Source organism: Nocardiopsis sp. FIRDI 009 (assembly GCF_003386285.1).
Lineage (GTDB): Bacteria > Actinomycetota > Actinomycetes > Streptosporangiales > Streptosporangiaceae > Nocardiopsis.
The window spans coordinates 1-24,477 of the sequence record NZ_QPNC01000004.1; the positions used below are offsets into that span (position 1 = coordinate 1).

The window sequence follows — 24,477 nt, forward strand, 5'->3', positions numbered from 1 at the left end:
AGGGCGACGAAGAGGGAGGCGCCGCGGCCGAAGGCCGTCCGTTGAGGGTGGTGGAGGGCGACGGGCGGGCCCGGACGGACACCGCTAGTGGATCGTCCGTCCGCCCTGCCACACGCGCAGGGTGTTCAGACCCATCGACCATGCGAACGCGCCCTCGTGGTCCGCGTCCCACTGCACCAGGTCGGCCAGGGAACCGGGGGTGAGCACACCCCGGTCGACCAAGCCGAGCGCCCGCGCTCCGCCCGACGTGGCCGCGTTGAGCGCCTCCTGGACGGTCATCCCGAACATGGCGACCGCCAGGGAGATGACCAGCGGCATCGACGTCGCCCCCGCCTGCCCCGGGTTGTGGTCGGTCCCCAGGCCCACCGGCACACCGTGGTCGAGGAGCGTGCGCACGGGCGGGGTGCGGCGTTCGTGCAGCGACGTGGTGGGACAGGCGACCACCGGGGTGCGCGTGGCGGCCAGCGCGAGGATGTCCTCCTCGTCGGTCTCGTGCAGCAGGTCCACCGAGGAGCAGCCCAGGTCGGCGGCCATCCGCACGGCGCCGTGCCGGGGGCGGGAGCAGGCGTGCAGGGTGGTGCGCAGCCCCACGGACTGGCCCACGCTCAGCAGCATCCGCGCGTCGTCGGTGGTGAACTGCTGGTTGTCGCAGTACACGTCGACGCCGTCGGCTCCCGCCACGGCGGCGTCGCTCAGCCAGGACGCGGCCGTGCTCACGTACTCTCTGGGGCGGCCGAAGAACTCGGGCGGGACCCCGTGCGCCGGGAAGAACGTGACGTGCAGGCGCGGCATCCCGGGTTCCTCCTCCAAGGACCGCAGCAGGCGCACGTCGGCCAGTTCGCCGTCCCGGGTCAGGTGGTAGCCGGTCTTGGCCTCCACCGTGGTGGTACCGGTGATCACCCAGTGGCGGAGCCGTTCGCGCACCGCGTTGCACAGGGTCCAGGGGTCGGTTCCGCGCGTGATGGTCACCGTGGTGGACACCCCGCCGCCCGCGGCGAAGATGTCCCCCTTGGAGGCGCCCTTGGCCCACATGTTGACCTCGGCGTACCGGTCGCCGGCGTACACCGGGTGGCAGTGCGCGTCGACCAGCCCCGGTGTGATGAGGCCGCCGCCGATGTTCACGACGTCGTCGACGTCGGTGAGGTCGTCGAACACACCGGGGAGGCGCTGGGGCAGGTCGGCCGCGGGGCCGACCCAGGCGACCCGGTCGTCGTTGATCAGCAGGGCCGCCTTGGTCAGCAGCTCGTTCCCGGTCCACAGCCGACCGATGTTGGTGAGGAGTACCAGCGTCATGGGTTCGCGTCCGCCGGTCAGGTCCGCCGCTGGGGGCTGGCGACACGGTCGTGGGGTACACGGGCGGACATGGCGACCTCGTATCTGGAGCGAGCCGACTGAGCCGGGTGGGGCGGCCGCGGGGCCGCCGGGGCCGTGTCAGCGGTAGGGATCTCAACCGTCGGAGGGGACGGCGGCCGCTGACGGCCGGTGTGATCCAAAACCGTAGTCCATTCCCGGACCCCGTGTACACCTCCCTGGAGGACGAATGCGAGTGTTTCCCTGCAATACTCGCGAGTCGCGAGGGTGACACACGCCACCACGACACACGACGGCCGGGGCACCCGTGTGCCCCGGCCGTCTCACGCAGCCCGCGGATGCGGGCAGTCGTCCCTCACGCCGTGCTGGGCGCGTACTCCCCCAGCTTGGCGGCGAGCAGTTCGGGAACGAACGCGTGCAGCCGCGTGCCCTCCCCGGTGTGCTCCTCGCTGAGGACACGGCCCTCCGCGTAGGCCTTGGCCACCAGGTCGCCGCGCGAGTAGGGCACCAGCGCGCGTACCTCGTGCGCCAGTTCGGGCAGCGCCTCGGCGAGCGCCGTGACGAGCCCGGCGACGCCCTCACCGGTGCGTGCCGACACCTCGACGACGTCGGGGTAGCGGGTCCGCAGCACCTTGAGCACGTCGGGGTCGGCGGCGTCGACCTTGTTGACCACGATGATCTCGGGGACGTCGGTCGCGTCGATCTCGGAGAAGACCTCGTGGACCGCCCTGATCTGCTCCTCGGGATCGGGGTGCGAACCGTCGACCACGTGCAGGATCAGGTCGGAGTCGCCGACCTCCTCCAGCGTGGACCGGAACGCCTCCACCAGCTGGTGCGGCAGGTGCCGGACGAAGCCGACGGTGTCGCTCAGGGTGAAGCCGCGGCCGTCGGGCGTGCGCGCCTGGCGGACGGTCGGGTCCAGGGTGGCGAACAGGGCGTTCTCCACCAGCACCCCGGCGCCGGTCAGCCGGTTGAGCAGGCTCGACTTGCCCGCGTTGGTGTATCCGGCGATCGCCACCGACGGGACCTCACGGGTGCGACGCACGTCGCGCTTGACCTCGCGGGCGGTGCGCATGTGGGCGAGCTGCCTGCGCAGCTTGGCCATCCTGTCGTTGATGCGCCGTCGGTCGGTCTCGATCTTGGTCTCACCGGGTCCGCGCAGACCCACACCGCCGCCGGAGCCGCCGCCGGAGCCGCCCGCCTGACGGGACAGCGAGTCACCCCAACCGCGCAGTCGCGGCAGGAGGTAGTTGAGCTGGGCGAGTTCGACCTGCGCCTTGCCCTCGCTGCTGCGCGCGTGCTGGGCGAAGATGTCCAGGATGAGGGCGGTGCGGTCGATGACCTTGACCTTGACGACGTCCTCCAGCTGACGCAGCTGGCCGGGGGTGAGTTCTCCGTCGCAGATGACGGTGTCGGCCCCGGTGGCCTCGACGATGTCGCGCAGTTCGGCGGCCTTGCCCTTGCCGATGTAGGTGGCCGGGTCCGGCTTGGGGCGGCGCTGGGTGAGCCCCTCCAGGACGAGTGCCCCGGCGGTCTCGGCCAGGGCCGCGAGTTCGGTGAGCGAGTTGTCCGCGTCGGTCTGGGTGCCGTTGGTCCACACTCCGATGAGGACGACGCGTTCCAGGCGCAGGGTCCGGTACTCGACCTCGGTGACGTCGGTGAGCTCGGTGGACAGACCCTGGACGCGGCGCAGCGCGTGACGCTCGGCGAGTTCCATCTCGCCCCGGTCGGGCGTGTCCCCCGGGGCGGTGCCGCGATCACCGCCGACCGTGTCCCGTGAGACGGTCGGACCGTCCTCGGCCCCGGCGGTGATCGGCTCGCGGAGCGGCTCCTCGACGGGGGTGGTGTACCCGGCCGACGCGCCTCCGCGGTTGTCAGAAGTATTCATATCCCTCCAGGTGGGTCAACGTCCTGGCCCCCGCGGATCTTCCCGGTGACGGGGCGTCGGCGGCCGTGACTCGATGGTCGCACCTCGGCCGCCCCCAGGCACGCGATTATCGCAGGTGGCCCGGAACGACGGTGGGGGCGAGGGAGTGAGATGAAGCCAACACATCGGATGCGATACTGAAGAACCGCCGAAGTTACGGTGAGAAGTTTCCGAAACCTTCACATAGGCGAAAGTTCGCCTGACCTGCGACGCGCGCCACGCGTTGACCGCTCGACATCAAGATAGTAGCTTCTTTTCCACATACCAGAAGCTTGTTTCGTATTGCGGAAGGTTATCCATGGGCGCCACGCACGGGGTCGAGATCACGGGCCCCCTCAACGACCGTTTCGACCAGATCCTCACCGACGAGGCCCTCGCCCTCGTCGCCGAGCTGCACCGGACCTTCGAGGGGCGCCGCCAGGAGCTCCTCGCCGCCCGCAAGACGCGCCAGGAGCAGATCTCGGCCGGTGCCGACCTCGACTTCCTCCCCGAGACCAGGCACATCCGTGAGGACGACAGCTGGAAGGTCGCCGACCCCGCTCCCGGCATCACGGACCGCCGGGTCGAGATCACCGGCCCCACCGACCGCAAGATGACCATCAACGCGCTCAACTCCGGCGCGAAGGTCTGGCTGGCCGACTTCGAGGACGCCAACACCCCGCTGTGGGAGAACATGATCGGCGGGCAGCTCAACCTGCGCGACGCCCTCGACCGCCAGATCGACTTCACCTCCCCGCAGGGCAAGACCTACGCCCTCAAGGAGGACTCCGAGCTCGCGACGATCGTGGTCCGCCCGCGCGGCTGGCACCTGGACGAGAAGCACATCCTCGTCGACGGCCAGCGCACCAGCGGCGGCATCGTCGACTTCGCCCTCTACTTCTTCCACTGCGCCCAGCGCCAGCTGGACAAGGGCAAGGGCCCGTACTTCTACCTGCCGAAGATGCAGAGCCACCTCGAGGCCCGCCTCTGGAACGACATCTTCGTCCTCGCCCAGGAGCGCCTCGGCATCCCCCGCGGCACCATCCGCGCCACCTGCCTCATCGAGACCATCCCCGCCGCGTTCGAGATGGAGGAGATCCTCTACGAGCTGCGCGAGCACTCCGCGGGTCTCAACGCCGGCCGCTGGGACTACCTCTTCAGCATCATCAAGACGCACCGCACCCGCGGTCGCCGCTTCCTGCTGCCCGAGCGCAACGCCGTCACCATGACCGCCCCGTTCATGCGCGCCTACACCGAGCTGCTGGTCAAGACCTGCCACAAGCGCGGCGCGCACGCCATCGGCGGCATGGCGGCCTTCATCCCGTCCCGCAAGGACGCCGAGGTCAACAAGGTCGCCTTCGCCAAGGTGCGCGACGACAAGTCCCGCGAGTCCGGCGACGGCTTCGACGGCTCCTGGGTCGCCCACCCCGACCTGGTCCCCGTCGCCAGGGAGATCTTCGACGGCGTCCTGGGCGAGCGCCCCAACCAGATCGACAAGCAGCGCCCCGAGGTCGAGGTCTCGGCCGCCGACCTGCTGGCGGTGGACAAGACCGAGGGCGGCGTCACCCTCGCCGGTCTGCGCAACAACATCAACGTCGCGCTCCAGTACCTGGCGACGTGGATGGGCGGCAACGGCGCGGTGGCGATCCACAACCTCATGGAGGACGCCGCGACCGCCGAGATCTCCCGCTCCCAGATCTGGCAGTGGCTGCACAACGACGTCACCCTCGACGACGGCCCCAAGGTCACCGCCGAGCTCGTCAAGCAGATCATCGACGAGGAGCTCGCCACGATCCGCGGCGCCCTCGGCGACGCCTTCGACGAGGCCCTCTACCAGCAGGCCAGTGAGCTGTTCGCGGAGGTCGCCCTCGCCGACGACTACGTCGACTTCCTCACCCTGCCCGCCTACGAGCGCATGCCGTAGCCGGCCTCGCGGCCGGCCCTTCGGCCGAGGACACCCGCACGGCGCCCCTTGCCCCGGCGAGGGGCGCCGTCGTACGTTGCGATCAACACGCCGCGACGACGGGGGCGCCCATGTCCGAGTCCCTGACCTCCCTCATCCCACGGCTCCGCGACATCTGCGGTCCCGACGGGGTGCTCACCGACCCCGAGGACCGCCGACACTACGACCACGACGGCCTCACCCACCGGCGGTCGCTGCCCGGGGTCGTCGTCCTGCCGACCACCACCGACCAGGTCGCCGCCGTCGTCCGCCTGTGCGCCGAGACCGGCGTCCCGTTCGTCCCGCGCGGCGCCGGGACCGGTCTGAGCGGCGGCGCCCTCCCCCACCGCGAGGGCGTCCTGCTCACCACCGCGCGGATGCGCCGCGTCGTGGAGGTCGACATCGCCAACGAGTGCGCCGTCGTCGAACCCGGCGTCCCCAACCTCGACATCACCACCCTGGCCGCGCCGCACGGCTACTACTACGCCCCCGACCCCTCCAGCCAGGCGGTGTGCTCGGTCGGCGGCAACGTCGCCGAGAACTCCGGGGGCGCGCACTGCCTCAAGTACGGGTTCACCGCCACCCACGTGCGCGGCCTGGAACTGGTCACCCCCGCGGGTGAGGTGGTGCGCCTGGGCGGCAAGGCGCCCGACGCGCCCGGCTACGACCTGGTCCGCGCGATCGTCGGCTCCGAGGGCACCCTGGGCATCGTCACCGAGGTCACCGTCGGGCTGACCCGGCTGCCCGAACGGACCGTGACCCTGTTGGCCGCCTTCGACTCCCTGGACGCCGGCGGAGCGGCGGTCAGCGCGATCGTCTCCTCCGGTGTGCTCCCCTCGGCCATCGAGATGATGGACGCCCTGTCCATCGAGGCGGTCAAGGCCGTCGTCGACTGCGACTACCCCGCCGACGCCACCGCCGTGCTCATCGTCGAACTCGACGGCCCCGCGGCCGACGTGGCGGCCCACCTGGCCCAGGTGGCGGACCTGTGCACGGCCCACGGAGCGCGGTGGACCCGCACCGCCGGCGACGAGGAGGAACGGGCCCGGATCTGGGCCGGGCGCAAGGCGGCCTTCGACGCCGTGGGCGAGATGAGCCCCGCCTACATCGTGCAGGACGGGGTGGTCCCCCGTACCGCCCTGCCCGACGTCCTGCGCCGCATCGCCGCGCTGTCCGCCGAGACCGGTATCCGCGTGGCCAACGTCTTCCACGCCGGTGACGGCAACCTGCACCCCCTGGTGATGTTCGACGACGCCGACCCCGACGGGTACCGCCGCGCCGAGGAGGTCTCCGCCGCCATCCTGGAGATCTGCGTGGCCCACGGCGGGTCGATCACCGGCGAACACGGCGTGGGCACGGACAAGGCGTGCTCGATGCCGCGCATGTACTCCCCCGAGGACCTCGACACCTTCGACCGCTTCCGGCGGGCCTTCGACCCGCGGGGGATCGCCAACCCGGACAAGCTCCTGCCCACCCCGCGCCTGTGCGGGGAGCGGCCGGGGGTGCGCAGGGGCGTGCACCCGCTGGTGGAGTCGGGCCGGGCGACACAGTTCTGAACCGGAGGAGCCACGTGCGGCCAGCCCGACCGACCCCCGACACCGCCGAACCGTCCCCGCTCGCGGACCTGACCGCGACCGGGGCCGAACCCCGGCCGGGCACCGCCGACGACGCGGTCGGCGGACTGGTGCCCTCCCTGGTCGCGCGTCCCCCGGACGAGTCCGCCGCGGCCCGGGTCCTCGCCGCCGCGGCCCGCCACGGCCTGAGCGTGGTCTTCCGGGGCGGCGGCACCGCCCTGGACTGGGGCGGACCGCCTCGCTCGGCGGACCTGCTCGTGGACACCACCGCCCTGACCGGGATCGAGCACACCGCCGACGACCTGGTGGTGACCGTCGGCGCCGGAACCCCCGTGTCGGAGCTGGCGGAGGTGCTGGCGGCGGCCGGGCAGCGGCTATCGGCCGACCCCGTGCGCGTGGGCGGCACGGTGGGCGGGACGGTCGCCACGGGCGTGTGCGGCCCGCGCCGCCTGCTGTACGGAGCGCTGCGGGACCTGGTGATCGGGATGACCTCGGTGCGCGCCGACGGCGTGGTCACGCGCACCGGGGGCCGGGTCGTGAAGAACGTGGCCGGGTACGACCTGGCCAAGCTGCACACGGGCGCCCTGGGCACGCTGGGCCTGATCACGTCGGTGACCTTCCGTCTGCACCCGGCGCCGCCCGCCCTGCGGGTGGTCTCGGCCGCCGTCCCCTCCCGGTCCCACGGGGAGCGGATGGCGGCGGCGCTGCGGGCGCGGGCGGTGGTTCCCTCGGCCGTGGCCCTGGAGTGGCCCTCGACGGGCCCCTCGACCCTGCACGTGGTCCTGGAGGGGATGGCCGAGGGGATGGCCGCGCGGACCGCCGAGGTACGCGAGGCGCTGGGCGGGGACGCGGCGGTCACGGAACGGCTCCCGGAGGGGTGGGGGCTGGTCCCCGGGCGGGGGACGCTCGCCCTCGTGTCGTGTCCCCCCGCCGAGGCGGTCGCGGCCGCGGCGCGGATCGCCGAACTGGCCGACGCCGCGGGGACGGCGGTGCTCGTGCGGGGCTCTGTGCCCAGCGGGGCGCTGCACGCCGCGTTCCCCCAGGGGACCGGCGCCTCGGCGGTCGCGGAGGTCGCCGAGGGCGTGCGGTCCCGGCCGGGCTGGTCGCTGACGCTCCCGCGCGCCGAACCCCACGTGCACGAGGCCGGTGTCGACCTGTGGGGCCCGGTCCCGGGGCTGGAGCTGATGCGGTCGGTCAAGGACGCCCTGGACCCCGACCGGCGGCTGGTGCCGGGACGGTTCGTCGGAGGGATCTGAGCGGGGGGGGAACGCTCAGCGGGGGTCCCGGCGCATGCACCACGTGCGGGGTCCGCCGTCGGGGAGCTCCGCCTCGGCGGTGACCGTGAAGCCGAGACGCTCGTAGAACCGCACGTTCCGCTCGCTGGAGGTCTCCAGGAACGCCGGATACCCGGCTCGTGCCGCCGCCTCGATCCCGGGGGCCAGCACCGCGCCCCCGAGTCCCCGCCCCTGGGCCTGGGGGGCGACCCCCACGGTGTTGAGGAACCACACCGGTTCGCTCGGCCGGTGGGGTTCGAGGGCGGCCTCCGCGGACTCGAAGGCGGGGGCCCGGTCACCGGTGAGCTCGCCGAGCCGCGCGCCGATCTCCGCGAAGGCGGGCGAGGGGTCCTGTTCGGGTGTGGCCCAGACCGCGACCGCGCGGCCCCCGTCGGCGACCCACACCCGGCCGTGCACCATCCCGACGCGGGTCAGGCAGAGCTCCTGGAACCGCCGGATCCGCTCGCCGTGGTCGTCCGCGGCGATCACGTGCCGGGTGAACGGATAGTCGGCGAAGGCCCTGGTGAGGGTCTCGACGGCGGTGGGGACGTCGGTGTCGGTGATGGGGCGGACGTCGGGAGTCTGGTCGTCGCTCATGCCGGTGAAACGGCCGCCCCGGAACCCCGGTTCCCCGGAACCCCCGGACGGGACACGGGTCACACCGGGGCGGCCGGCGCTCCGGGGCTGGGCGCCCTCCGCGCCCGGATCAGAGCAGGGAGGTCTCCCCCTCGGCCACGATGACGGCGGGGCCGCTCAGCCGGGCGCCGTCGGCGTCGAGGAACACGGTGCACTCGCCACCGGGAACCCGCACGGTCCACGTGGCGCCCTCCCCCTCCGGGGTGGCGGCGGCCGCGGTGGCGACGATCCCCGTGCCGCACGAGCGGGTCTCCCCCGAGCCCCGCTCGTACACGCGCATCTCCAGTACGCCCGGCGCGACCTCGGCGTACACCTCCACGTTGGCACCGCGCGGGAACGCCTCGGCGTCCAGTTCCGGTGCCCGGGTGAGGTCGACCCCGGCGACCGGCCCCTCGACCTCGCAGGCCAGGTGCGGGTTGCCGACGGAGATCTGCGCTCCGTGCACGACCTGGCGGGCGAGCTTGGCCGAGGAGGCGCCCTGCCGCTCGATCCGGCCCATGTCCACGGTGACGCGGCCGTCGGACCCGACCCGCACCTCCTTGGCCCCGTCGCGGGTGCCCACCTCGAAGCGGTCGCGGTCGACGAGCCCGGTGTGCCGCAGGTAGCGCGCGAACACCCGTACCCCGTTGCCGCACATCTCGGCGACGGTGCCGTCGGAGTTGCGGTAGTCCATGAACCACTCGCACCGCTCGGCGGTGCGTGCCGCCGGGGCGAGGGCCTCACCGAGGGCACACGTGCGCACCACGCGCAGGACGCCGTCACCGCCGATCCCCGCCCGGCGGTCGCACAGCAGGCGGACAGTCTCCTCCGTGAGGTCGAGCTCCCCGTCCGGGTCGGGGAGGATCACGAAGTCGTTCTCTGTTCCGTGGCCCTTGGCGAATCGCATGCCGCCCATCCTAGGGCCCCGGGCCACGCGGGGCGGGCGCCGTCCGGCCCCGCCCCGCGTGCGGGCCGCCGGACGACGCCCGGTTCCGACGGTCTCCCCTACGCCGGGGCCGTGCCCGTGGAGCGCCCGTCGGCGGTGGCCGGAGCGCTCGGACGGGAGAACCAGGGGGCGCTCACCAGGACCACGCCCCGCAGCAGACAGGTGATGACGAGGGCGAAGAAGAGTCCGAAGACGACGTGGAAACTGACCAGGAGGCCGTACACCAGGGCCGTGGTCAGACCGAAGACCATCTGGTTGCGCGGCCTGTTCGGCGTCGTCCCGGGGTCGGTGATCATGTAGTTGGTGAACAGGATGAAGGCCACCCCGGTCAGCGGCGCCAACGCCGCTACCAGCATGTGGTCGAGGAACAGCCACCGCAGCACGGCCTGCAGAACGAAGCCCCCCACCCAGGCGAGGATCAGCGGCCACCGCTTGGTGAGGTTGACGTTGAGCATGGTCCCGGCCATGAGGATCCCGAGCGGGATCAGCCAGTCCACCGTGCCGAAGGTGTCGTTGGTGAAGTGGTAGGGCGGGGCGATCCCCACCCACGGGAAGAGCAGCAGGGTCACCGCGATCCCGAGGTTGGAGGGGTTGAGGAAGTGCCGCCTGCGGCCGTTGACGGGGATGCGCAGGACGTACTTGTTGGCCACCGCGATGGACACGGCGAACAGGTACGGCCACAGCGAGGTGTTGCCCCACAGGAGCATCGCGCAGGCCAGGGCCGCGATGTGGGTCGGCAGCAGGTAGTCGACCAGCTTGCCGAATCCGCCCACGTATCCGGGCGTCCGGTTCGCGGCCCGGGCGTCCAGGGTCTCCAGGGCGAGGTCGAACGCGTAGCCGAACAGCAGGGCGACGATGGGCGTCACGGGCGACTGTTCGAAGCCCAGGAACAGGTGCCCCACGATGTTGAACACGGTGATGGAGGTGGCGAACATGCGCAGCGCCTTCAGGCGCCGGTCCACCGGGGGTTTCGCGGTCGGCTCGGAGGTGGTGGGGGTCCCCGCCGGTTCCCCCGCGGTACCGGCGGGGGGCCCGCCGTCGGATCTGGTGACAGTCATCGGACAACCGCCGTTCCGTCGTCGTTGAGGAGGATCGTCTGGGTTCCGGGCTCGACCACCAGCTCGGCGGTGTGGGTGCCCCCGTCGCCGTCCCGCCAGGAGACGGTGACCGGCAGGTCGCCCTCCGGGGCCGCCAGGTGGACGATGGAGTCGGAGGCCCCCACGTGTCCGTTGGCCGGGAAGAGCTGGCGGGTCTGCGGGGGGTGCCCCTCGCCGTCGACCACGGCCGAGGCGCCGATCGCCGGTGTGGGCGCGCCGTCGACCGCCCCCGGCCGCACCAGTCGGAGCACGACACCGGGTGCGGCGTCGGGCGCGGCGTTCAGCAGCAGGCGCGAGTCCTGCCACTGGTTGGCGACCATGACGTCCAGGAGCCCGTCGCCGTTGACGTCACCGAAGGAGAAGGCGCGGGTGACGTCCTCCTCGGCGATGCCGAGCGGCTCGGCCAGGTCGTCGTAGACGCCGTCCTCGTTGCGCACCCAGAACGGGTTGGACTCGTGTCCGGACAGGTCGTCGCCCTCGGCGAAGGTGGGCCAGACCCAGGGGTACTTGAGCAGCTGGTCGTTGCCCATGGCGATCTCCTGCAGCTCCGGCCAGCGCGTGTTCTCGCCCTGGAGGAAGCCGGTCGCCTGGAACAGCTCCTCGGTGCCGTCGTTGTCGAAGTCGCCGGCCTTGACGTCCCAGGACCACCCGCTGCGCGCCAGGCCCAGTTCCTCGCTGGCCTCGTCGAAGGGCACGGAGCCCTCCAGCAGGTCGGCGCCCTCCCCGTCGGGCACGAAGGCGAAGTTGCTCTCGTGCAGCGCGTAGGGGCTGGTGATGTTGCTGACGACCATCATCGGCAGGTCCTGGCCGTCCACGTAGGTGAACGCGATCCCCATGCCCTTGAAGGATCCGTTGCCCAGGACCTGGGACTTGGGGGTGGTCATGTTCCGCTCGCCCTCGACCAGTTCCAGCCGGACGTCACCGGGGGTGGAGGTGTTGACGAGGAGGTTGTCGTTGCCGAAGTCGTTGCCCAGGTAGATGTCGGGCAGGCCGTTGCCGGACAGGTCCTGGAAGCCGATCGCCAGGGTCCAGGCCGTCATCACCCGCTCGGGGAGCGCGATGGTGGCGTCCGTGACGGTCGGCGGGGCGTCGGCCTCGCCGGTCGGGTCGGTGAGCAGGACGCGGTTGCGGCCGCCGTTGGTGGCCAACCCCATGCTCTGCTGCATCTCCATGCGGGTCTCGTCGTCCGCGTCGGGGTCCAGGACGCGGGCGCCGTCCGGGAAGTAGTTGCCGACCAGGACGTCGAGTCCGCCGTCGCCGTCGATGTCGGCCACGTTCAGGGCGGTCGTGTTCCAGACCTGCATCGGCTGCACGAACTCGTGGGCGGTGAAGTTCCCGGCCGCGGGGACCGCCCCGGGTTCCGCCGTGTTCAGGAACAGGACGGGTGAGCGCCCCCAGTAGTAGACGATGACGTCCTGGTCTCCGTCCTCGTCCATGTCGGCGGGGACGCAGCCCATCGGGGCCATGGTGTGGTCGTAGGGCAGGCCGTCGGGCAGCAGTTCGACCACGGGGTAGTCGTCCTGTCCACTGCCGGGGGCGTTGCGCAGGGTGACGCTGTCGTCGCGCGGGTCGACCAGGCAGGCGTCCGAGGACGTGCCCAGTCCGCGCAGGTCGAGGAGGGCGCCCCCCGCACCGACCGAGGAGATCCACCCCCGGAAGTGGTCCAGGTCGGGCGCCACGACCCGCTCGTGTCGGGCGTCGTCGGGCGCGGAGTTCAGGGCGAGTGTCTCGAAGGCGAAGGGCGCGGCCCGCTCCGCCTGTTCCTGTTCACTCGCGGAGGGGCGGACGGTGAAGGCGCCGAGGGCGCCTATGAGCGCCAGAGCCAGCGCCACCGTCGCGACGCGGTACATCAGCCGCATTCGGAGCTCCTTGGAGGCGGGTGGTCCGGCCACCCGTCGGGATCGGGACGCTCCTCAGGTTCGCCGTCACCCCCCGCACAGCTCCATATCCATTCTTGCGACGCCGAAAAAGGCAGGAATAAAGCACGCAATCGAGAGGATGCCGCTGAACTCACGGTCGTTCACGATCAAAGAAAACATCCGTCGATTCTTCACGGGAGAACACATGACCAGTACGAACGGCGCCGCCATCCCCGGACTTTCCGCGGCGGACTCGGCAGACGTGGCGAAACTCCCGGGGCAGATCGTCGCCGCCTGGGCCGACCACGACGCGAAGGCGTTCTCCGAGGTGTTCACCGAGGAGTGCACCATGGTCCTGCCCGGTGTGCTGTGCCGCGGCCGGGAAGAGGTCCGCGAATTCATGGCCTCCGCCTTCGCCGGTCCCTTCAAGGGCACGCGCGTCACCGGAACCCCTGTCAGCGCGAGGGCTCTGGGAGCCGACGCCGCGGTACTGGTGACGCAGGGCGGGGTCCTGGCCCCCGGTGACGAGGAGGTCTCCGACGCCCGCGCCATCCGGGCCACGTGGGTGGCCGTGCGCACCGACGGGGGCTGGCGGCTCGCCGCCTACCAGAACAGCCCCCGCGACGCCGCCTGAGAACGGCGGCGCCGGCGTGTCACGGGGCCCGGATCCGCCGACTCTTCGGTGCGCGGATCCGGGCCCGTCCGTGCGGTCGCTCGCCCGCGGGACGGCACAGGCGGCGCGCCGCCCCGGGCACAGCGCTCGGAGGGGTCCGGTGCGTTCGCACCGGACCCCTCACGCCCGCCCGCGGGGCTCCGCTACCACTCCAGCGTGCGGCAGAACTCCCGCACGTCCCGGACCAGCTCCTCGGGGCGTTCCAGGGCGGCGAAGTGGCCTCCGGAACCGAACTCGGTCCAGTGGGTCAGGGTGGGCAGGATGCCCTCGGCGTAGCGGCGGATCGCGCGGACGGCGTCCTTGGGGAAGCAGGCCACGCCCACGGGCGCCCGCAGCGGCCACGGTCCCGCCCACGTACGCACGAAGTTCTCCGTGGTGTGGTTGGACTCGAAGTAGAGCTGGGCGCTGCTCCCCGCCGTGGCCGTGAACCAGTAGACGCTGGCGTTGGTCAGTACCCGGTCCCGATCCACCGCGTCCTCGGGAACCTTCGCGGAGTCGGTCCACTCCCAGAACTTCTCCCAGATCCAGGCGAGCTGGCCCACGGGCGAGTCCGTCAGGGCGTAGGCGAGGGTCTGCGGGCGCGTGGACTGGATGTGGCGCCACCCCGCGCCGTCCTCCTCGAAGCGGGCCGCGAACCGCAGCCGCTCCGCGTCGGCGGCGTCCGGCTCCCCCGCGTCCGGCGGCGGCACGGTGACGAGCATGTTCACGTGGACGCCCGCGACGTGGTCCGGGTCGGCCAGGCCCGTGCGCAACGAGATCACCGAGCCCCAGTCACCACCCTGGGCGGCGTAGCGCCCGTACCCCAGACGGCGCATCAGCTCCGCCCACGCGCGGGCGACCCGCTCGGTGTCCCACCCGGGCTCGGTCGGTGCGCCGGAGAACCCGTACCCCGGGATCGACGGGATCACCACGTGGAACGCGTCGGCGGCGTTCCCCCCGTGCGACACCGGGTCGGTGAGCGGACCCACGACGTCGAGGAACTCGACCGGCGATCCGGGCCAACCGTGGGTGAGCAGCAGGGGTCTGGCACCGGGCTCGGCCGAGCGCACGTGCAGGAAGTGCACGTCCACCCCGTCGATCTCGGTCACGTACTGGGGGAACGTGTTCAGGTGCGCTTCGGCTGCGCGCCAGTCGTATCCGGTCCGCCAGTACTCGGCGAGTTCACGGAGGTAGTCGAGAGGGACCCCGCGCTCCCACTCCGGTCCGGGGCCCTGCCGGGGCCACCGGGTGGCCGCGATCCGGGCGTGGAGGTCGTCGATGTCGCTCTGGGGGATGTGGACCGTGAAGGGACGGATCCGTGTCATGTGTTGCCCTTCCTGGGGAGAGCGGAGCTGAGCCGGGGGGACTGGGGGCCGGGGCGGCCGGGCCGGATGAGGGAGTGCCGGGCCACCCGCAGAAGCAGGGACGGACGCATGATGGACTGCGGCGGCGCCACCAGCCCGGCGGCGCGGACGAAGGCTTCCGAGAGCCGCGCGTCGTGGACGGCGGCCTGTTGGAGGCGGGTCGTGTAGGCGTTGACGAGGCGGGTCAGGGGTGTCCTGCGCCCCTCCACCCCGGGGTAGCCCAGGTCGGAACCGGCCGCCAGGTCCCACGGCGCCTGCACGTCGCGCGCCACGTCCGCGAAGAAGCGGCGCGCCGAGAGCGGACGTGGCGCGCTCACGTGCCGTCGGAGGGTGAGTGCCTCGCGCGCGGCGACCGTCATGCCCTGGGCGTAGACCGGGTTGAACGAGCAGACCGCGTCGCCGACCACCACGAACCCCTCCGGGAAGCGGTTCAGCGCCTCGTAGCGCCGACGGACGCTGGCCGGGAACCGGATGGTCACGGGATCGTCCAGGGGTTCGGCGTCGGCGATGGCGCGGTGGATGTCGGGGATGGGCAGCGAGCGGACGTAGTCGGTGTACCCCTCCGGGTCGGTGGGCGGGTGGTCGCCCAGGACGCCGGTCAGGGAGAGTTGGACGTGCCCGCCCGGGACGGGATAGAAGAAGGCACCGCGCGGGTGCGAGGGGGTGGCCGCCGGGATGATGGCGATGTCGTCGCCGAAGGGGTCGCAGTTCAGACGGTAGTGGCGGGTGGTGTACGCGAGGCGGATGCCGACGCGCTCCTCCGGCGGGCGTTCGTAGCCGAGTTCCTCCAGCCAGACCGGGGTCCTGGACCCCCGGCCCGTCGCGTCCACCACCAGGTCCGCCTCCAGGGTGGTCGGCTCTCCGCCCTCCGGCGTGACCCGGGCTCCGACCACGCGCCGTCCGCCCCGGTCCGTGACCAGTCCGTCGATGCTGTGCCCGGTGCGCGTGACCACCCCCGGGATCGCGAACACGCGCCTTCGCACGCGGTCCTCCAGCACCGGCCGCGTGGCGGCCAGGGAGAGCAGTCCCGAGCGGGTGGGCCGCATCCTCCTGCCGCCGAAGTACCAGCGGATGTCTCCGCTGAAGTCACCCACCTGCACGCCGGCGCCGATCAACTCCTCGGTCAGGCCGGGGAAGAGGCCCTCCAGGATCTGCTGGCCCTGGGCCACGAGGCCGTGGGCGTGGCGGCCCTGCGGGACGCCGCGCCGCGGCCCCGTCCCGTCCGTCAGCGGATCTCGGTCCACCACGACGACCTCGCCGAAGGAGTCCGAGAGCGTCCGAGCGGCCAGGAGACCCGCCATACTCCCGCCCAGGACCACGGCACGACCGCCCGAGCGGCCCGTACTCGCCCCTGTCATGGTCGCCTCCCCGCCCTCAGACGTAGTCCGTGTTGGGAGCGAGGCCGCACATGGTCCGGCCGTGGAGCTCGAAGTTGGTCTCGGGGTGCATGATCGCGTGCAGGGACAGGGTCCTCATGTCGCGCTCCACCCGCTGGATGGGCACCGAGGAGTAGACCGACGAGGCTCCGCTGGCGTCGGCCAGGAGCGTCACGGCCTCACGGGCCCTGCGGCAGGCCGCCCCCATGTGCAGGCGGACCTTCGAGCGGTCCTCGATCGTCCATCCCTGCGGGCCGCCGAGGTCCGCGATCTCCGCGGCCCTGCGCGTGTGGAAGTCCGCCTCCTCGATCGCGGCCTCGGCCTTGGCCACCGTCAGGTGGGTGACCGGGGCCTGGGCCTGGTCGTCGTAGGAGGTGTAGGTGATCTTGCGGCCCGGGAGGCGCTCGAAGAACAGATCGCGGGCCGCCAGGGCCAGGCCCAGGGCGACGCCGCTGATCGTGGCGCAGGCCGTGGGCATGAAGGGGACGGCGTACGCGGGCGCGGTGTCCTCCCCCTCGTACGAGGGCTGGCCCTGGATGACGGGCACGATCGACAGGACGCGCTCCTGGGGCACGAAGAGGTTCTCCGCCGTGGTGGACACGCTCCCCGACCCCCGCAGGCCGGCGGTGTCCCAGTCGTCCACGATCTCCAGGTCGTCGACCGGGATGGCGAGCATCACCGGCTCGTAGCCGCCGTCGGGGAGGGGGCGCACGGCGGCGTTGGTGTTCCAGTGGCTCTGCTGGACGCCGGTGTTGAAGGACCAGCGTCCGTTGACGACCACGCCGCCGTCCGCCGGGGTGGCGACCGCGGTCGGGCCGATGATGCCGCACACCCGGGTGTCGGGGGAGGAGAACACCTCGTCCCGCACCTTGTCGGGGAAGCGCGCCATCATCCAGGCGCTGATGGACCACACCGCGGCGGTCCAGCCCGTGGAACCGTCTCCGCGGGTCAGCTGGGTGACCACGTCGGTCACGGTACGCGTGTCGGCCTCGTGCCCCCCGTACCTGGCGGGTCGGCGCAGCCCGAGGAGCCCGGCTCCGTCGAGGGCGTCGACCACGTCGTCGGTGAGGCGGCGTCGCGACTCCACCTCCGCCGCGTTCTCACGCAGCAGCGGAACCAGACCCTCGGCTCGCGCGACGAGTTCCGCCCTCGTCGGTGTGGAAACAGTCACCAAAAACCCCTTTCGGTCTTCTCCCATGCGGGACAACCGTTTCATCCCGCCCCACGGAAATCATCTTTTCGATTGCTTTCGCGAACCCGGGGCGTCCTGGACCGGAGGCGGACAGGGCAACCGGGGAGTCGCTCTGCCATCCTCCGGTACCCGACGATGGCCCAAGAAAAGGAGAGACGCACCTCCCCTTCCCGAGATCACGAGGGAGCGCCATGGAGAGCGCAATCGAGGAGAACGGCAGAACCACGATCGAGGCGTGGTTCCACTACTACATTTCTCCGGACTTCCTGGACGGCGTCCGGTCGGTGGCTGCGGAGTTCGAGAAACGCCACCCCGAATACCGGGTGAACATCACGGGGCACCATTTCGGGAGAATGCCCGAGGCCGTGGCCGAGGCCGCGGCGCGGGGGGAGCCGCCCGCCCTGGCCGAGTACCTCTACCTCTCCAGCAGGGAGGCGCTGGACACGCGGGGCAGGGACGGCCGGCCGCTGTTCCGCCCGGTCCAGCGGGCTCTGGGGCGACGCGAGGAGGTCCTGGGAGAGCGCGCCGTCCTGATGGACGTGCTCCCCTCCGCGCGCGACTACTTCAGCTACGGCTCGGAGGTCGTGGCCATGCCCTGGATGGTCTCGACCCCGCTGATGTTCGTGAACCGTTCGCTGCTGGAGCGGTCCGGTTCCGAACGGGTCCCGGCCACCTGGCGTGAACTGGCCGAGGCCTGCGCGGCGGTGCGGAACGCGCCGGGCGGGCCGGAGCACGGAGTCACCTGGGCCAACTACGGCTGGTTCTTCCAGCACGCGGTGGCCCAGCAGGGAGGTGTGCTGGCCGACCGGGGCAACGGACGCGAGGGCCGACCCACGCGCGTGGTCCTCGACTCCCCCGAGATGCTCTCCTACGTGCGGTGGTGGCGGGGGATGCACCGGGACGGCCACTACCTCTACACCGGCACGAAGGCCGACTCCACCAGCACCCCCCAGGCCTTCGCCGAGGCGCACGCCGCCTTCGCCGAGCAGCGCGTCGCCTTCGTCATGGGCTCCTCGGTGGAGGCCGACCAGGTGCTCGGGGCGGGGCGGGCGCACGGTTTCGACGTCACCGCCCACCCGCTCCCGCACAACGACGAAGTCCCCCACGCGGGCAACCTCATCGGAGGGGACGCGCTCTGGCTCGCCGACGGCCTGCCGGAGCGGGTGGAGGCCGGAGCCCTGGCCTTCCTCCAGTTCCTCAACTCCCCCGAGGTGGCCGCGCAGCGCCACCGGTCCACCGGGTTCAGCCCCGTGACGAGGGGCGCGGTCGACCTGCTCACCCGGGAGGGCTGGTTCGACCGGAACCCGCACCTGCGCGTGGCCGTGGACCTGTTGGACGTCCACGCCCCGACGCACGCGGCTCGCGGCGCCCTCCTCCAGGGTTTCTCCGGGGTCCACGACGTCATCACCGACGCCATGCACGACGTGCTGGTGGCGGGCGCCGACCCCGGGGAACGGTTCGGCCTGGCCACCACGCGCGCACAGGCCCTCCTGGACGAAGCCGCTCCGACCGCGCCCACGACCCGAACCGCTGGAAGGACCGATCGATGACGACCTCTCCCTCAACCGTCTCCCCCCACCGCGCCCGGACGCTGGTCCGCGAGTTCGTCGGGGCTCCCGGGGAACGACGCGACGCGGCCTTCGACACCCTGGTCCGGGCCGTCTGGCACGAGGGGCGCACCGTCCCCGCCGCCGTCGCTGCGGCCGACGAGGCCCTCGGTGCGTTGGAGGGCGCGCCGACCGACCGCCAAGGGCTGCTCGCCGTCCTGCTCGGACTGCTCTCGGGGGCGGACGAGGACGTGCGCGCGTCCGTACGCGCCCGCCTCGACGTCCCGCTGCGCCTGCTCGACCGGACGGGGGGCGGCCGCCCCCTCACCCTGGCGCTGCTGTACCTGCTCGGCCACGTCCCGGAGGAGCGGAAACGGATCCTGGCGGCGTTCGAGCCCCTCGGCCTGGCGGAGGACGACCGTACCCGGCTCGAACGGTGCCTGCGCGCCTTGGACCGCGACGACGTCGTCCTGGGCCGCGTGTGGCCGTCGCCCTCCGCCTGGCCGCTCAGCGAGGAGGAGCGGGCGGCGGACCGCGCCTGGGTGGCCGAGCTGACCGACGAACAGGTCGCCCTGGCGTGGGACCGCGACACCCGTTCGGTGCGCTCGCACGCGGGCGCCAGGGCGCTGTGGGCGGTGCGCTCGGGCATCATGCCGACGGTGGTCACGGACGACAGCCCGCACGCGGACGTCCCCGGGGCGGGGGACGGCGCCCCTCCGGGGCCCGGACCGCGCGGCGGGGAGCCGTCCCCGCTGCGCTGCCCCTCCTGCCGGGGGGTGCTGGCGGAGGAGGGACCGGGCCTGACCTGCCGGGGCTGCGCCCTCGTGTACCCGGTGGAGGAGGGGATCGCCGACCTGCTCAACCCCCTCTCCCCCACCGGCGGTGATCCACAGGACGTGCTCCGGCACGCCCAGGTCATGCCGCGCGTGGGACACCACTACGAGAACGGTCTGCGCCCGGCCTTCCTGCGCTCCATGGGGTCCAACTGGGGCGGCGCCGTCACCCCGGCCGACGAGGACGCCTACCTCACCGACCACCTGCGCCCGGTCGCGGGACCCGTTCTCGACCTGGCGGCGGGAGCGGGCCGGTGGACGGCCGTCGTCGCCGACGCGGTGGGCGCGGAGCGGGTCGTCGCGCTGGACGCCAACCCCTCGATGCTCGCGTGGCTGCGCCGGCGCCTGCCGAACGTGGAGTCCGTGCGGGCCAGCGCCCTCGACCTGCCGTTCGAGGACGCCTCCCTGGGTGCCGTGAACTGCTGGAACTCCCTGCAGGCCATGCCGGATCCGAAGCGCGTCATCACCGAGGTCGGACGCTGTCTGCGGCCGGGAGGCACCTTCACCCTGATGACCTTCCTGCGCTCCCCGGACCCGGTCTACCGCCACTTCCAGACGACCCAGAACTTCCCGGGTTTCCCCGACGGCATGCCGCTGTTCGAGCGCGATGACATCGTCTCGTGGCTGCGCGCGGCGGGGATGTCGGTCCGCGACGAGCGGAGCCCGGAGACGTTCCTGATCATCACCGCGGAACGGGACGCGGGGTGAGTCCGGGCGTGTGACGGCCGCGGCTCCCGTACCGAGCGGTACGGGAGCCGCGGCCCGTGCGGGGTCACCGGTGCCGTGTCACAGGCGCGCGTCCGGGTCCGCCGCCCCGTCCAGGAGCGTGCGGCAAAAACTCTCCGCGGCCGCGGCCACGGTCGACTCCTCGAACAGGTCGGTGCGGTACTGGATCGAACCGAACATCGCGCCCTCGGGCGGCAGGTGGATCGTCCACAGGGCGCCGTCGGGGACGTCCGCCCCCCGCTCCACCGAGGTCGTCCGGTCCTGGATCTCGGCGAACTCCACCCCGGCGAACGACTCGCCGTCCAGCGGGTACGGCGTCGGGAAGACCTGGAAGACCACCGGCGCGGCGTCGTCGGCCATACCCGGTTCCATCAGCCGGGGCGCCTCGGCGAAGACGCGGACCGCCGGGATGTCCCGGACGTAGTCCTCACCGCACGCCGTACGTGTGCGACGCAGTACCTCCCCGAACGTGGCGCAGTCCCGGATGTCGGTGCGCAGCGGAAGGAAGTTGAAGAACGGGCCCACCGTGTCGTGGAAGCGCGGGTCCGGCCGTCCGGGGGTGAAGGTGGGCACCACGAGGTCGGTGACCCCCGTCAGACGCGACAGGTGGATGCCGTAGCCGGTCAACAGCACCATGAACGGTGTGCTGCGGCTCCGCGCGGCGAGGTCCAGGACGGGCCGGAAGCGCTGCGCTCCGATGTGGAACCGGTGGATCGCGGTCCTGGGCTCCAGGCCCTGTGACCTCCGGTGGTCCGTGGGCGTCGCCGTGAGCCGCGCCCCGTCGAGCCTGCGCCGCCAGTACGCGGCGCCGGCCTCGTCGTGCTCGGCCCGGACCCGCTCCTCCCGCACGTGCTCGCAGTACTGGGGCACATCGGGCACGGCGGGGGGCCTGCCCTCCCGACGGGCCGCGTAGTGCTCGGCGAGGTCCCGCACGATCACCCTGACCGACCATCCGTCGGTGGCGATGTGGTGCACCAATAGGACGAGCACCGCGTCCCGGTCGTCGAACCTGGCCAGCACGGCGCGCAGGTGCGGCACCTCGTCCGCGGCCTTGGTCCCCGCCTCGACCTCGCTCACCAGGTCCTCGGCCTGTCGCGCCCGCTCCCCGGGGGTCCCCGCCACCAGCGTGCGCTCCTCCAGCCGGACCGGGCCCGGGGCCAGGACGCGCTGGTGGTACTCCTCCCCATCCCTGACGATCACGGTGCGCAGCGCCTCGTGGCGTGCGACCACGTCGTCCAGGGCCGCTCGCAGGTCGGAGGCGTCCACCGGCCCGCGCAGCCGCCATCCGTGCACGATGTGGTACCGGGGACCGAACGGGCCGTGTTCGTCCCCTCCGTCGAAGACGCTGACGAACTGCTGGTTGAAGGACAGCGGGAGACGGTCCCGCTCCACCTGGACGTCGGTCGTTCTCACGGTCACGGTGCGTCACCTCTCGACGGTTTCCGGAGACGGCGCGGCCCGGCCCTACGGCGCCCGGAGGGCCGCCCCGTCCACGAACGCTAACAAGCGACCGGCCGGCGCTCTTCTCTCCACTTGCCTCCCCACCAGGGACGACACGGGGACGACCGGACGCGGCGCTGCGCAATCGGTGAGACGTCACGTTCCTCCCCAGCGTGTGAGGCTGCTTGACGAGCTGGCACACGGACTGAGGAGCCGAGCACGATGACAGTCACCGGGAGCCCCACGGAGCGCGGCGGGGACACACCCGCCGCCCCCGCACCGACCCACCGGGACATGGTCGCCCGCGCGGAGGCCTTGGCGCCGCGTCTGGTCGAGGCCCAGGCGGACACCGAACGGCGGACCCACTACTCGCGCGAGACGCACGAGGCGTTCGCCGACGCCGGTTTCTACCGGATCCTGGTGCCGCGCCGGTTCGGCGGCCTGGAGATGGGGGTCCGCACCTTCCTGGAGGTGTCGCGGACCCTGGCGCGCGCCTGCCCCTCCACCGGGTGGATGTACTGCCTGGGGGCGACCCACGCCCTCGCGGTGGGCACGCTCTTCGGGGAACGGGCCCAGGCGGAGATCCTCGCCGCCGGGGACTTCGTCTGCCCCGCCACCATCGTGCCGGGGGGCGAGGCCAGGCGGCTGCCCGACGGCGGTTGGGAGATCGAGGGGACCTGGCGGTACTGCTCCGGCTCCCCCTACGCGACCCACTTCATGGGGCACGCCCTGGTGCCCGGTGAGGACGGCGCTCCCCCCTCGCCCCTGCTGTTCGTCGCCCCGCGCGATCAGTGGGAGCGGCTCGACGACTGGGGCGGGCAGCTCGGACTGCGCGGGAGCGGATCCCACGGTGTCGCGCTGCGGGCGGCGCGCGTCCCGGACCACTGGACCCTGCCCGTCCACATGAGCGAGGTGTCGGCGGCCGACGATCTCCCGGGGCGGAAGCTGCACGGCCCCCACTACGGCGGCGGCCCCCTGAGCTTCATGAACCTGGAGATCGCCGCGCTGTCGGTCGGGATGGCCCAGGGCGCGCTCGACGCCTACGAGGAGCTCATGCGGTCCCGGGTCACGCTCCTGCCCCCCATCGTGGGCCGGGGCGAGGATCCCGACTACCAGTCGTGGTACGGGGAGGCCGTCGGACTGATCGACACGGCCGGGGCCGCGATCTCCGACGCCGTCCGCCAGTGGGAGGACCTGTGCGAGGAGGGACCCGAGGCCTTCACCCGTGAACAGGACCTGCGGCTCGCGACGATGTGCCGCCAGATCATCCTGCTGTCCTGGCGCGCGGTCGAGGGCTACCTGTTCCCCACCGCGGGGTCGAGTGCGGTCCGCGACGGGGAGCGGATCGAGCGGGTGTGGCGCGACCTGTCGACGCTCCACGGGCACACCGGCATCTCCGTGTTCCTGCCCACCCGGGCCATGCGCGACCTGGCGCGGGTCCGCTTCGGAGCCGCGTGATGCCCCGGACGTGGGACCCGGCGGGGTCGGCACCGGGTGAGCGGGGCTACGCGGAGGCCACGCGGGTGTTCAACACCGCGCAGCCCGCGCGCCCGGCGTACGCGGTCACGGCCCGCTCCGTGGAGGAGGTGCGCACCGCGGTCCGCCGGGCCGCCGACAAGGGGCTCGCCGTCCGGACCCACGCGACGGGACACGCCTCGGGCTCGGGCCCGGACATGGGGGACGCGCTGCTGGTGCGCACCCTGATCGGCGGAGGGGTGGGCGTCGACGCCCGGTCCCGGCGGGCCCGTGTGCCCGCAGGGACCACCTGGGGCGAGGTGGTCGACGCCTGCGCGCCCCACGGGCTGGCCGCGGCCCACGGTTCCTCACCCGTGGTCGGGGTGGTGGGCTACCTGTTGCGCGGGGGACTGAGCTCCTACGGCCGGTTCCGCGGGGTCGCCTCGAACGGCCTCCGCGCGGTGGAGCTGGTCACCGCCGACGGCGGAACCGTCCGGGTCGACGCGTCGACCGACCCGGAGCTGCTGTGGGCCCTGCGGGGCGGGGGCGGGGGGCTCGGGGTGGTCACCGCCGTCGAGATCGACCTCTTCCCGCTCACCGAGGTGGTCACCGGCGCCGCCTTCTGGCGCCCCCGGGACGCCGAGCGCGTGCTCCGGGCGTGGCGGGAGTGGCTTCCCGGCGCCCCCGGGACGGTGACCACCTCCCTCAGGGTGATGCGGCTCCCCGACGCCCCCGGTGTCCCCCGCGAACTCCGGGGCGGTCCGGTGCTGTGCGTCGACGGGACCGCCGTCCCGGACGGTTCGGGGCAGGACGCGGCCGCGGCGGCCGAGTCCCTGCTCGGCCCGCTGCGGGCGGCCGCCCGGCCGTTGCTGGACACGTGGCGTGCCGCGACCCCCACCGAGGTTCCGCTCTCCCACATGGACCCCGTCGACCCGCTGCCGCTGGTCAACGACCACATGCTGCTACGGGAGACCGGGGAGGAGGGGGCCGGCCTGTTCCTGGAGACGGCTCTGGAGGACGCCTCCGCGCCCGTGGCCAACCTCGAACTCCGCCACCTCGGCGGCGCCCTGTCCTCGCCGGACGTCCCGGGGGGCGCCGTGGACCGGTTCGACGCCGCCCACGCCTACGTTGCGGGCGGCGTCGTCGTCCGGGATCCGGGGGAGGTCAGCGCCAGGCTCTCCGACGTCCGGCGGCGCCTCTCCCCCTGGGACACCGGCCGTACCGCACCCACCTTCGCCGGATCGGACGGTGCGCCCGCGCTGTCCGAGGAGACCGCGCGGCGCGTCGCCGGGGTGCGCCGCCGCACGGACCCCTCCGGGCTCTTCCGCGGCGACGCGCACCCCTGCTGTACCTGACACGAAGGAGTTG

At 72.7% G+C, this 24,477-nt stretch carries 18 protein-coding genes; 8 read left to right on the top strand and 10 right to left on the bottom strand.

Annotation, left to right across the window (positions count from 1 at the left end):
* Positions 1-84 precede the first annotated feature (84 nt).
* Positions 85-1,293 (bottom strand): amidohydrolase family protein, encoded by a 1,209-nt coding sequence (locus DVR05_RS02365; RefSeq protein ID WP_116244140.1) that lies wholly within the window; start codon positions 1,291-1,293, stop codon positions 85-87.
* A gap of 373 nt (positions 1,294-1,666) precedes the next feature.
* Positions 1,667-3,199: a GTPase HflX gene (hflX, locus tag DVR05_RS02370; protein WP_116244141.1), complete on the bottom strand. Its 1,533-nt coding sequence runs from the start codon at positions 3,197-3,199 to the stop codon at positions 1,667-1,669.
* A gap of 337 nt (positions 3,200-3,536) precedes the next feature.
* On the opposite strand from hflX, the gene aceB reads away from it, so the two are divergent.
* From aceB to DVR05_RS02385, 3 genes are all read left to right on the top strand, one after another.
* The gene (gene aceB / locus DVR05_RS02375; protein ID WP_116244142.1) at positions 3,537-5,141 is read left to right on the top strand and encodes a malate synthase A; all 1,605 of its coding nucleotides are present in this window, start codon (positions 3,537-3,539) and stop codon (positions 5,139-5,141) included.
* Positions 5,142-5,251: 110 nt separating this feature from the next.
* Positions 5,252-6,715 carry an FAD-binding oxidoreductase gene (locus DVR05_RS02380; protein WP_116244143.1) on the top strand — a complete coding sequence of 488 codons (1,464 nt, stop codon included), beginning with the start codon at positions 5,252-5,254 and terminating at the stop codon, positions 6,713-6,715.
* A 68-nt stretch (positions 6,716-6,783) separates the two neighbouring features.
* Entirely contained in the window at positions 6,784-7,989 is a 1,206-nt protein-coding gene (locus DVR05_RS02385) for an FAD-binding oxidoreductase (RefSeq protein WP_116244183.1), read from the top strand.
* Positions 7,990-8,004: 15 nt separating this feature from the next.
* Here the strand turns inward: DVR05_RS02385 and DVR05_RS02390 are convergent, their stop codons facing one another.
* The 4 genes from DVR05_RS02390 to DVR05_RS02405 form a co-directional block, all read right to left on the bottom strand.
* Positions 8,005-8,604, bottom strand: a complete 600-nt coding sequence (locus DVR05_RS02390; RefSeq protein WP_116244184.1) for a GNAT family N-acetyltransferase — start codon at positions 8,602-8,604, stop codon at positions 8,005-8,007.
* Positions 8,605-8,713: 109 nt separating this feature from the next.
* Positions 8,714-9,538, bottom strand: a complete 825-nt coding sequence (gene dapF / locus DVR05_RS02395; RefSeq protein WP_116244144.1) for a diaminopimelate epimerase — start codon at positions 9,536-9,538, stop codon at positions 8,714-8,716.
* 89 nt (positions 9,539-9,627) lie between these two features.
* Positions 9,628-10,626 carry an enediyne biosynthesis protein UnbU gene (locus DVR05_RS02400; RefSeq protein ID WP_116244145.1) on the bottom strand — a complete coding sequence of 333 codons (999 nt, stop codon included), beginning with the start codon at positions 10,624-10,626 and terminating at the stop codon, positions 9,628-9,630.
* A complete protein-coding gene (locus DVR05_RS02405) occupies positions 10,623-12,524 on the bottom strand; it encodes a VCBS repeat-containing protein (protein ID WP_116244146.1) in 1,902 nt (633 codons plus the stop codon). Before DVR05_RS02405 ends, DVR05_RS02400 begins: the two co-directional genes overlap by 4 nt.
* Positions 12,525-12,729: 205 nt before the next feature.
* On the opposite strand from DVR05_RS02405, the gene DVR05_RS02410 reads away from it, so the two are divergent.
* On the top strand, positions 12,730-13,158 hold the full coding sequence (locus DVR05_RS02410) for an SgcJ/EcaC family oxidoreductase (RefSeq protein ID WP_116244147.1): 429 nt from the start codon (positions 12,730-12,732) through the stop codon (positions 13,156-13,158).
* A gap of 182 nt (positions 13,159-13,340) precedes the next feature.
* Here the strand turns inward: DVR05_RS02410 and DVR05_RS02415 are convergent, their stop codons facing one another.
* From DVR05_RS02415 to DVR05_RS02425, 3 genes are read right to left on the bottom strand one after another with little or no spacing between them, the layout of a single operon-like run.
* The gene (locus DVR05_RS02415) at positions 13,341-14,501 is read right to left on the bottom strand and encodes an epoxide hydrolase family protein (RefSeq protein WP_198659006.1); all 1,161 of its coding nucleotides are present in this window, start codon (positions 14,499-14,501) and stop codon (positions 13,341-13,343) included.
* Positions 14,498-15,898 (bottom strand): NAD(P)/FAD-dependent oxidoreductase, encoded by a 1,401-nt coding sequence (locus DVR05_RS02420; protein ID WP_198659007.1) that lies wholly within the window; start codon positions 15,896-15,898, stop codon positions 14,498-14,500. Before DVR05_RS02420 ends, DVR05_RS02415 begins: the two co-directional genes overlap by 4 nt.
* 16 nt (positions 15,899-15,914) lie before the next feature.
* The gene (locus DVR05_RS02425) at positions 15,915-17,087 is read right to left on the bottom strand and encodes an acyl-CoA dehydrogenase family protein (protein WP_232831942.1); all 1,173 of its coding nucleotides are present in this window, start codon (positions 17,085-17,087) and stop codon (positions 15,915-15,917) included.
* A 212-nt stretch (positions 17,088-17,299) separates the two neighbouring features.
* On the opposite strand from DVR05_RS02425, the gene DVR05_RS02430 reads away from it, so the two are divergent.
* Both DVR05_RS02430 and DVR05_RS02435 read left to right on the top strand, forming a co-directional pair.
* Positions 17,300-18,658, top strand: a complete 1,359-nt coding sequence (locus DVR05_RS02430; RefSeq protein WP_116244149.1) for an extracellular solute-binding protein — start codon at positions 17,300-17,302, stop codon at positions 18,656-18,658.
* A complete protein-coding gene (locus DVR05_RS02435) occupies positions 18,655-20,196 on the top strand; it encodes a methyltransferase domain-containing protein (RefSeq protein WP_116244150.1) in 1,542 nt (513 codons plus the stop codon). The genes DVR05_RS02430 and DVR05_RS02435 overlap by 4 nt, the downstream gene beginning before the upstream one ends.
* Positions 20,197-20,274: 78 nt before the next feature.
* Here the strand turns inward: DVR05_RS02435 and DVR05_RS02440 are convergent, their stop codons facing one another.
* The gene (locus tag DVR05_RS02440) at positions 20,275-21,633 is read right to left on the bottom strand and encodes a condensation domain-containing protein (protein WP_116244151.1); all 1,359 of its coding nucleotides are present in this window, start codon (positions 21,631-21,633) and stop codon (positions 20,275-20,277) included.
* Between the two features lie 243 nt (positions 21,634-21,876).
* Here DVR05_RS02440 and DVR05_RS02445 point away from each other — a divergent pair, with 243 nt between their 5' ends.
* Both DVR05_RS02445 and DVR05_RS02450 read left to right on the top strand, forming a co-directional pair.
* On the top strand, positions 21,877-23,112 hold the full coding sequence (locus DVR05_RS02445) for an acyl-CoA dehydrogenase family protein (protein ID WP_116244152.1): 1,236 nt from the start codon (positions 21,877-21,879) through the stop codon (positions 23,110-23,112).
* A complete protein-coding gene (locus tag DVR05_RS02450; RefSeq protein ID WP_116244153.1) occupies positions 23,112-24,464 on the top strand; it encodes an FAD-binding oxidoreductase in 1,353 nt (450 codons plus the stop codon). Before DVR05_RS02445 ends, DVR05_RS02450 begins: the two co-directional genes overlap by 1 nt.
* Positions 24,465-24,477 lie beyond the last annotated feature (13 nt).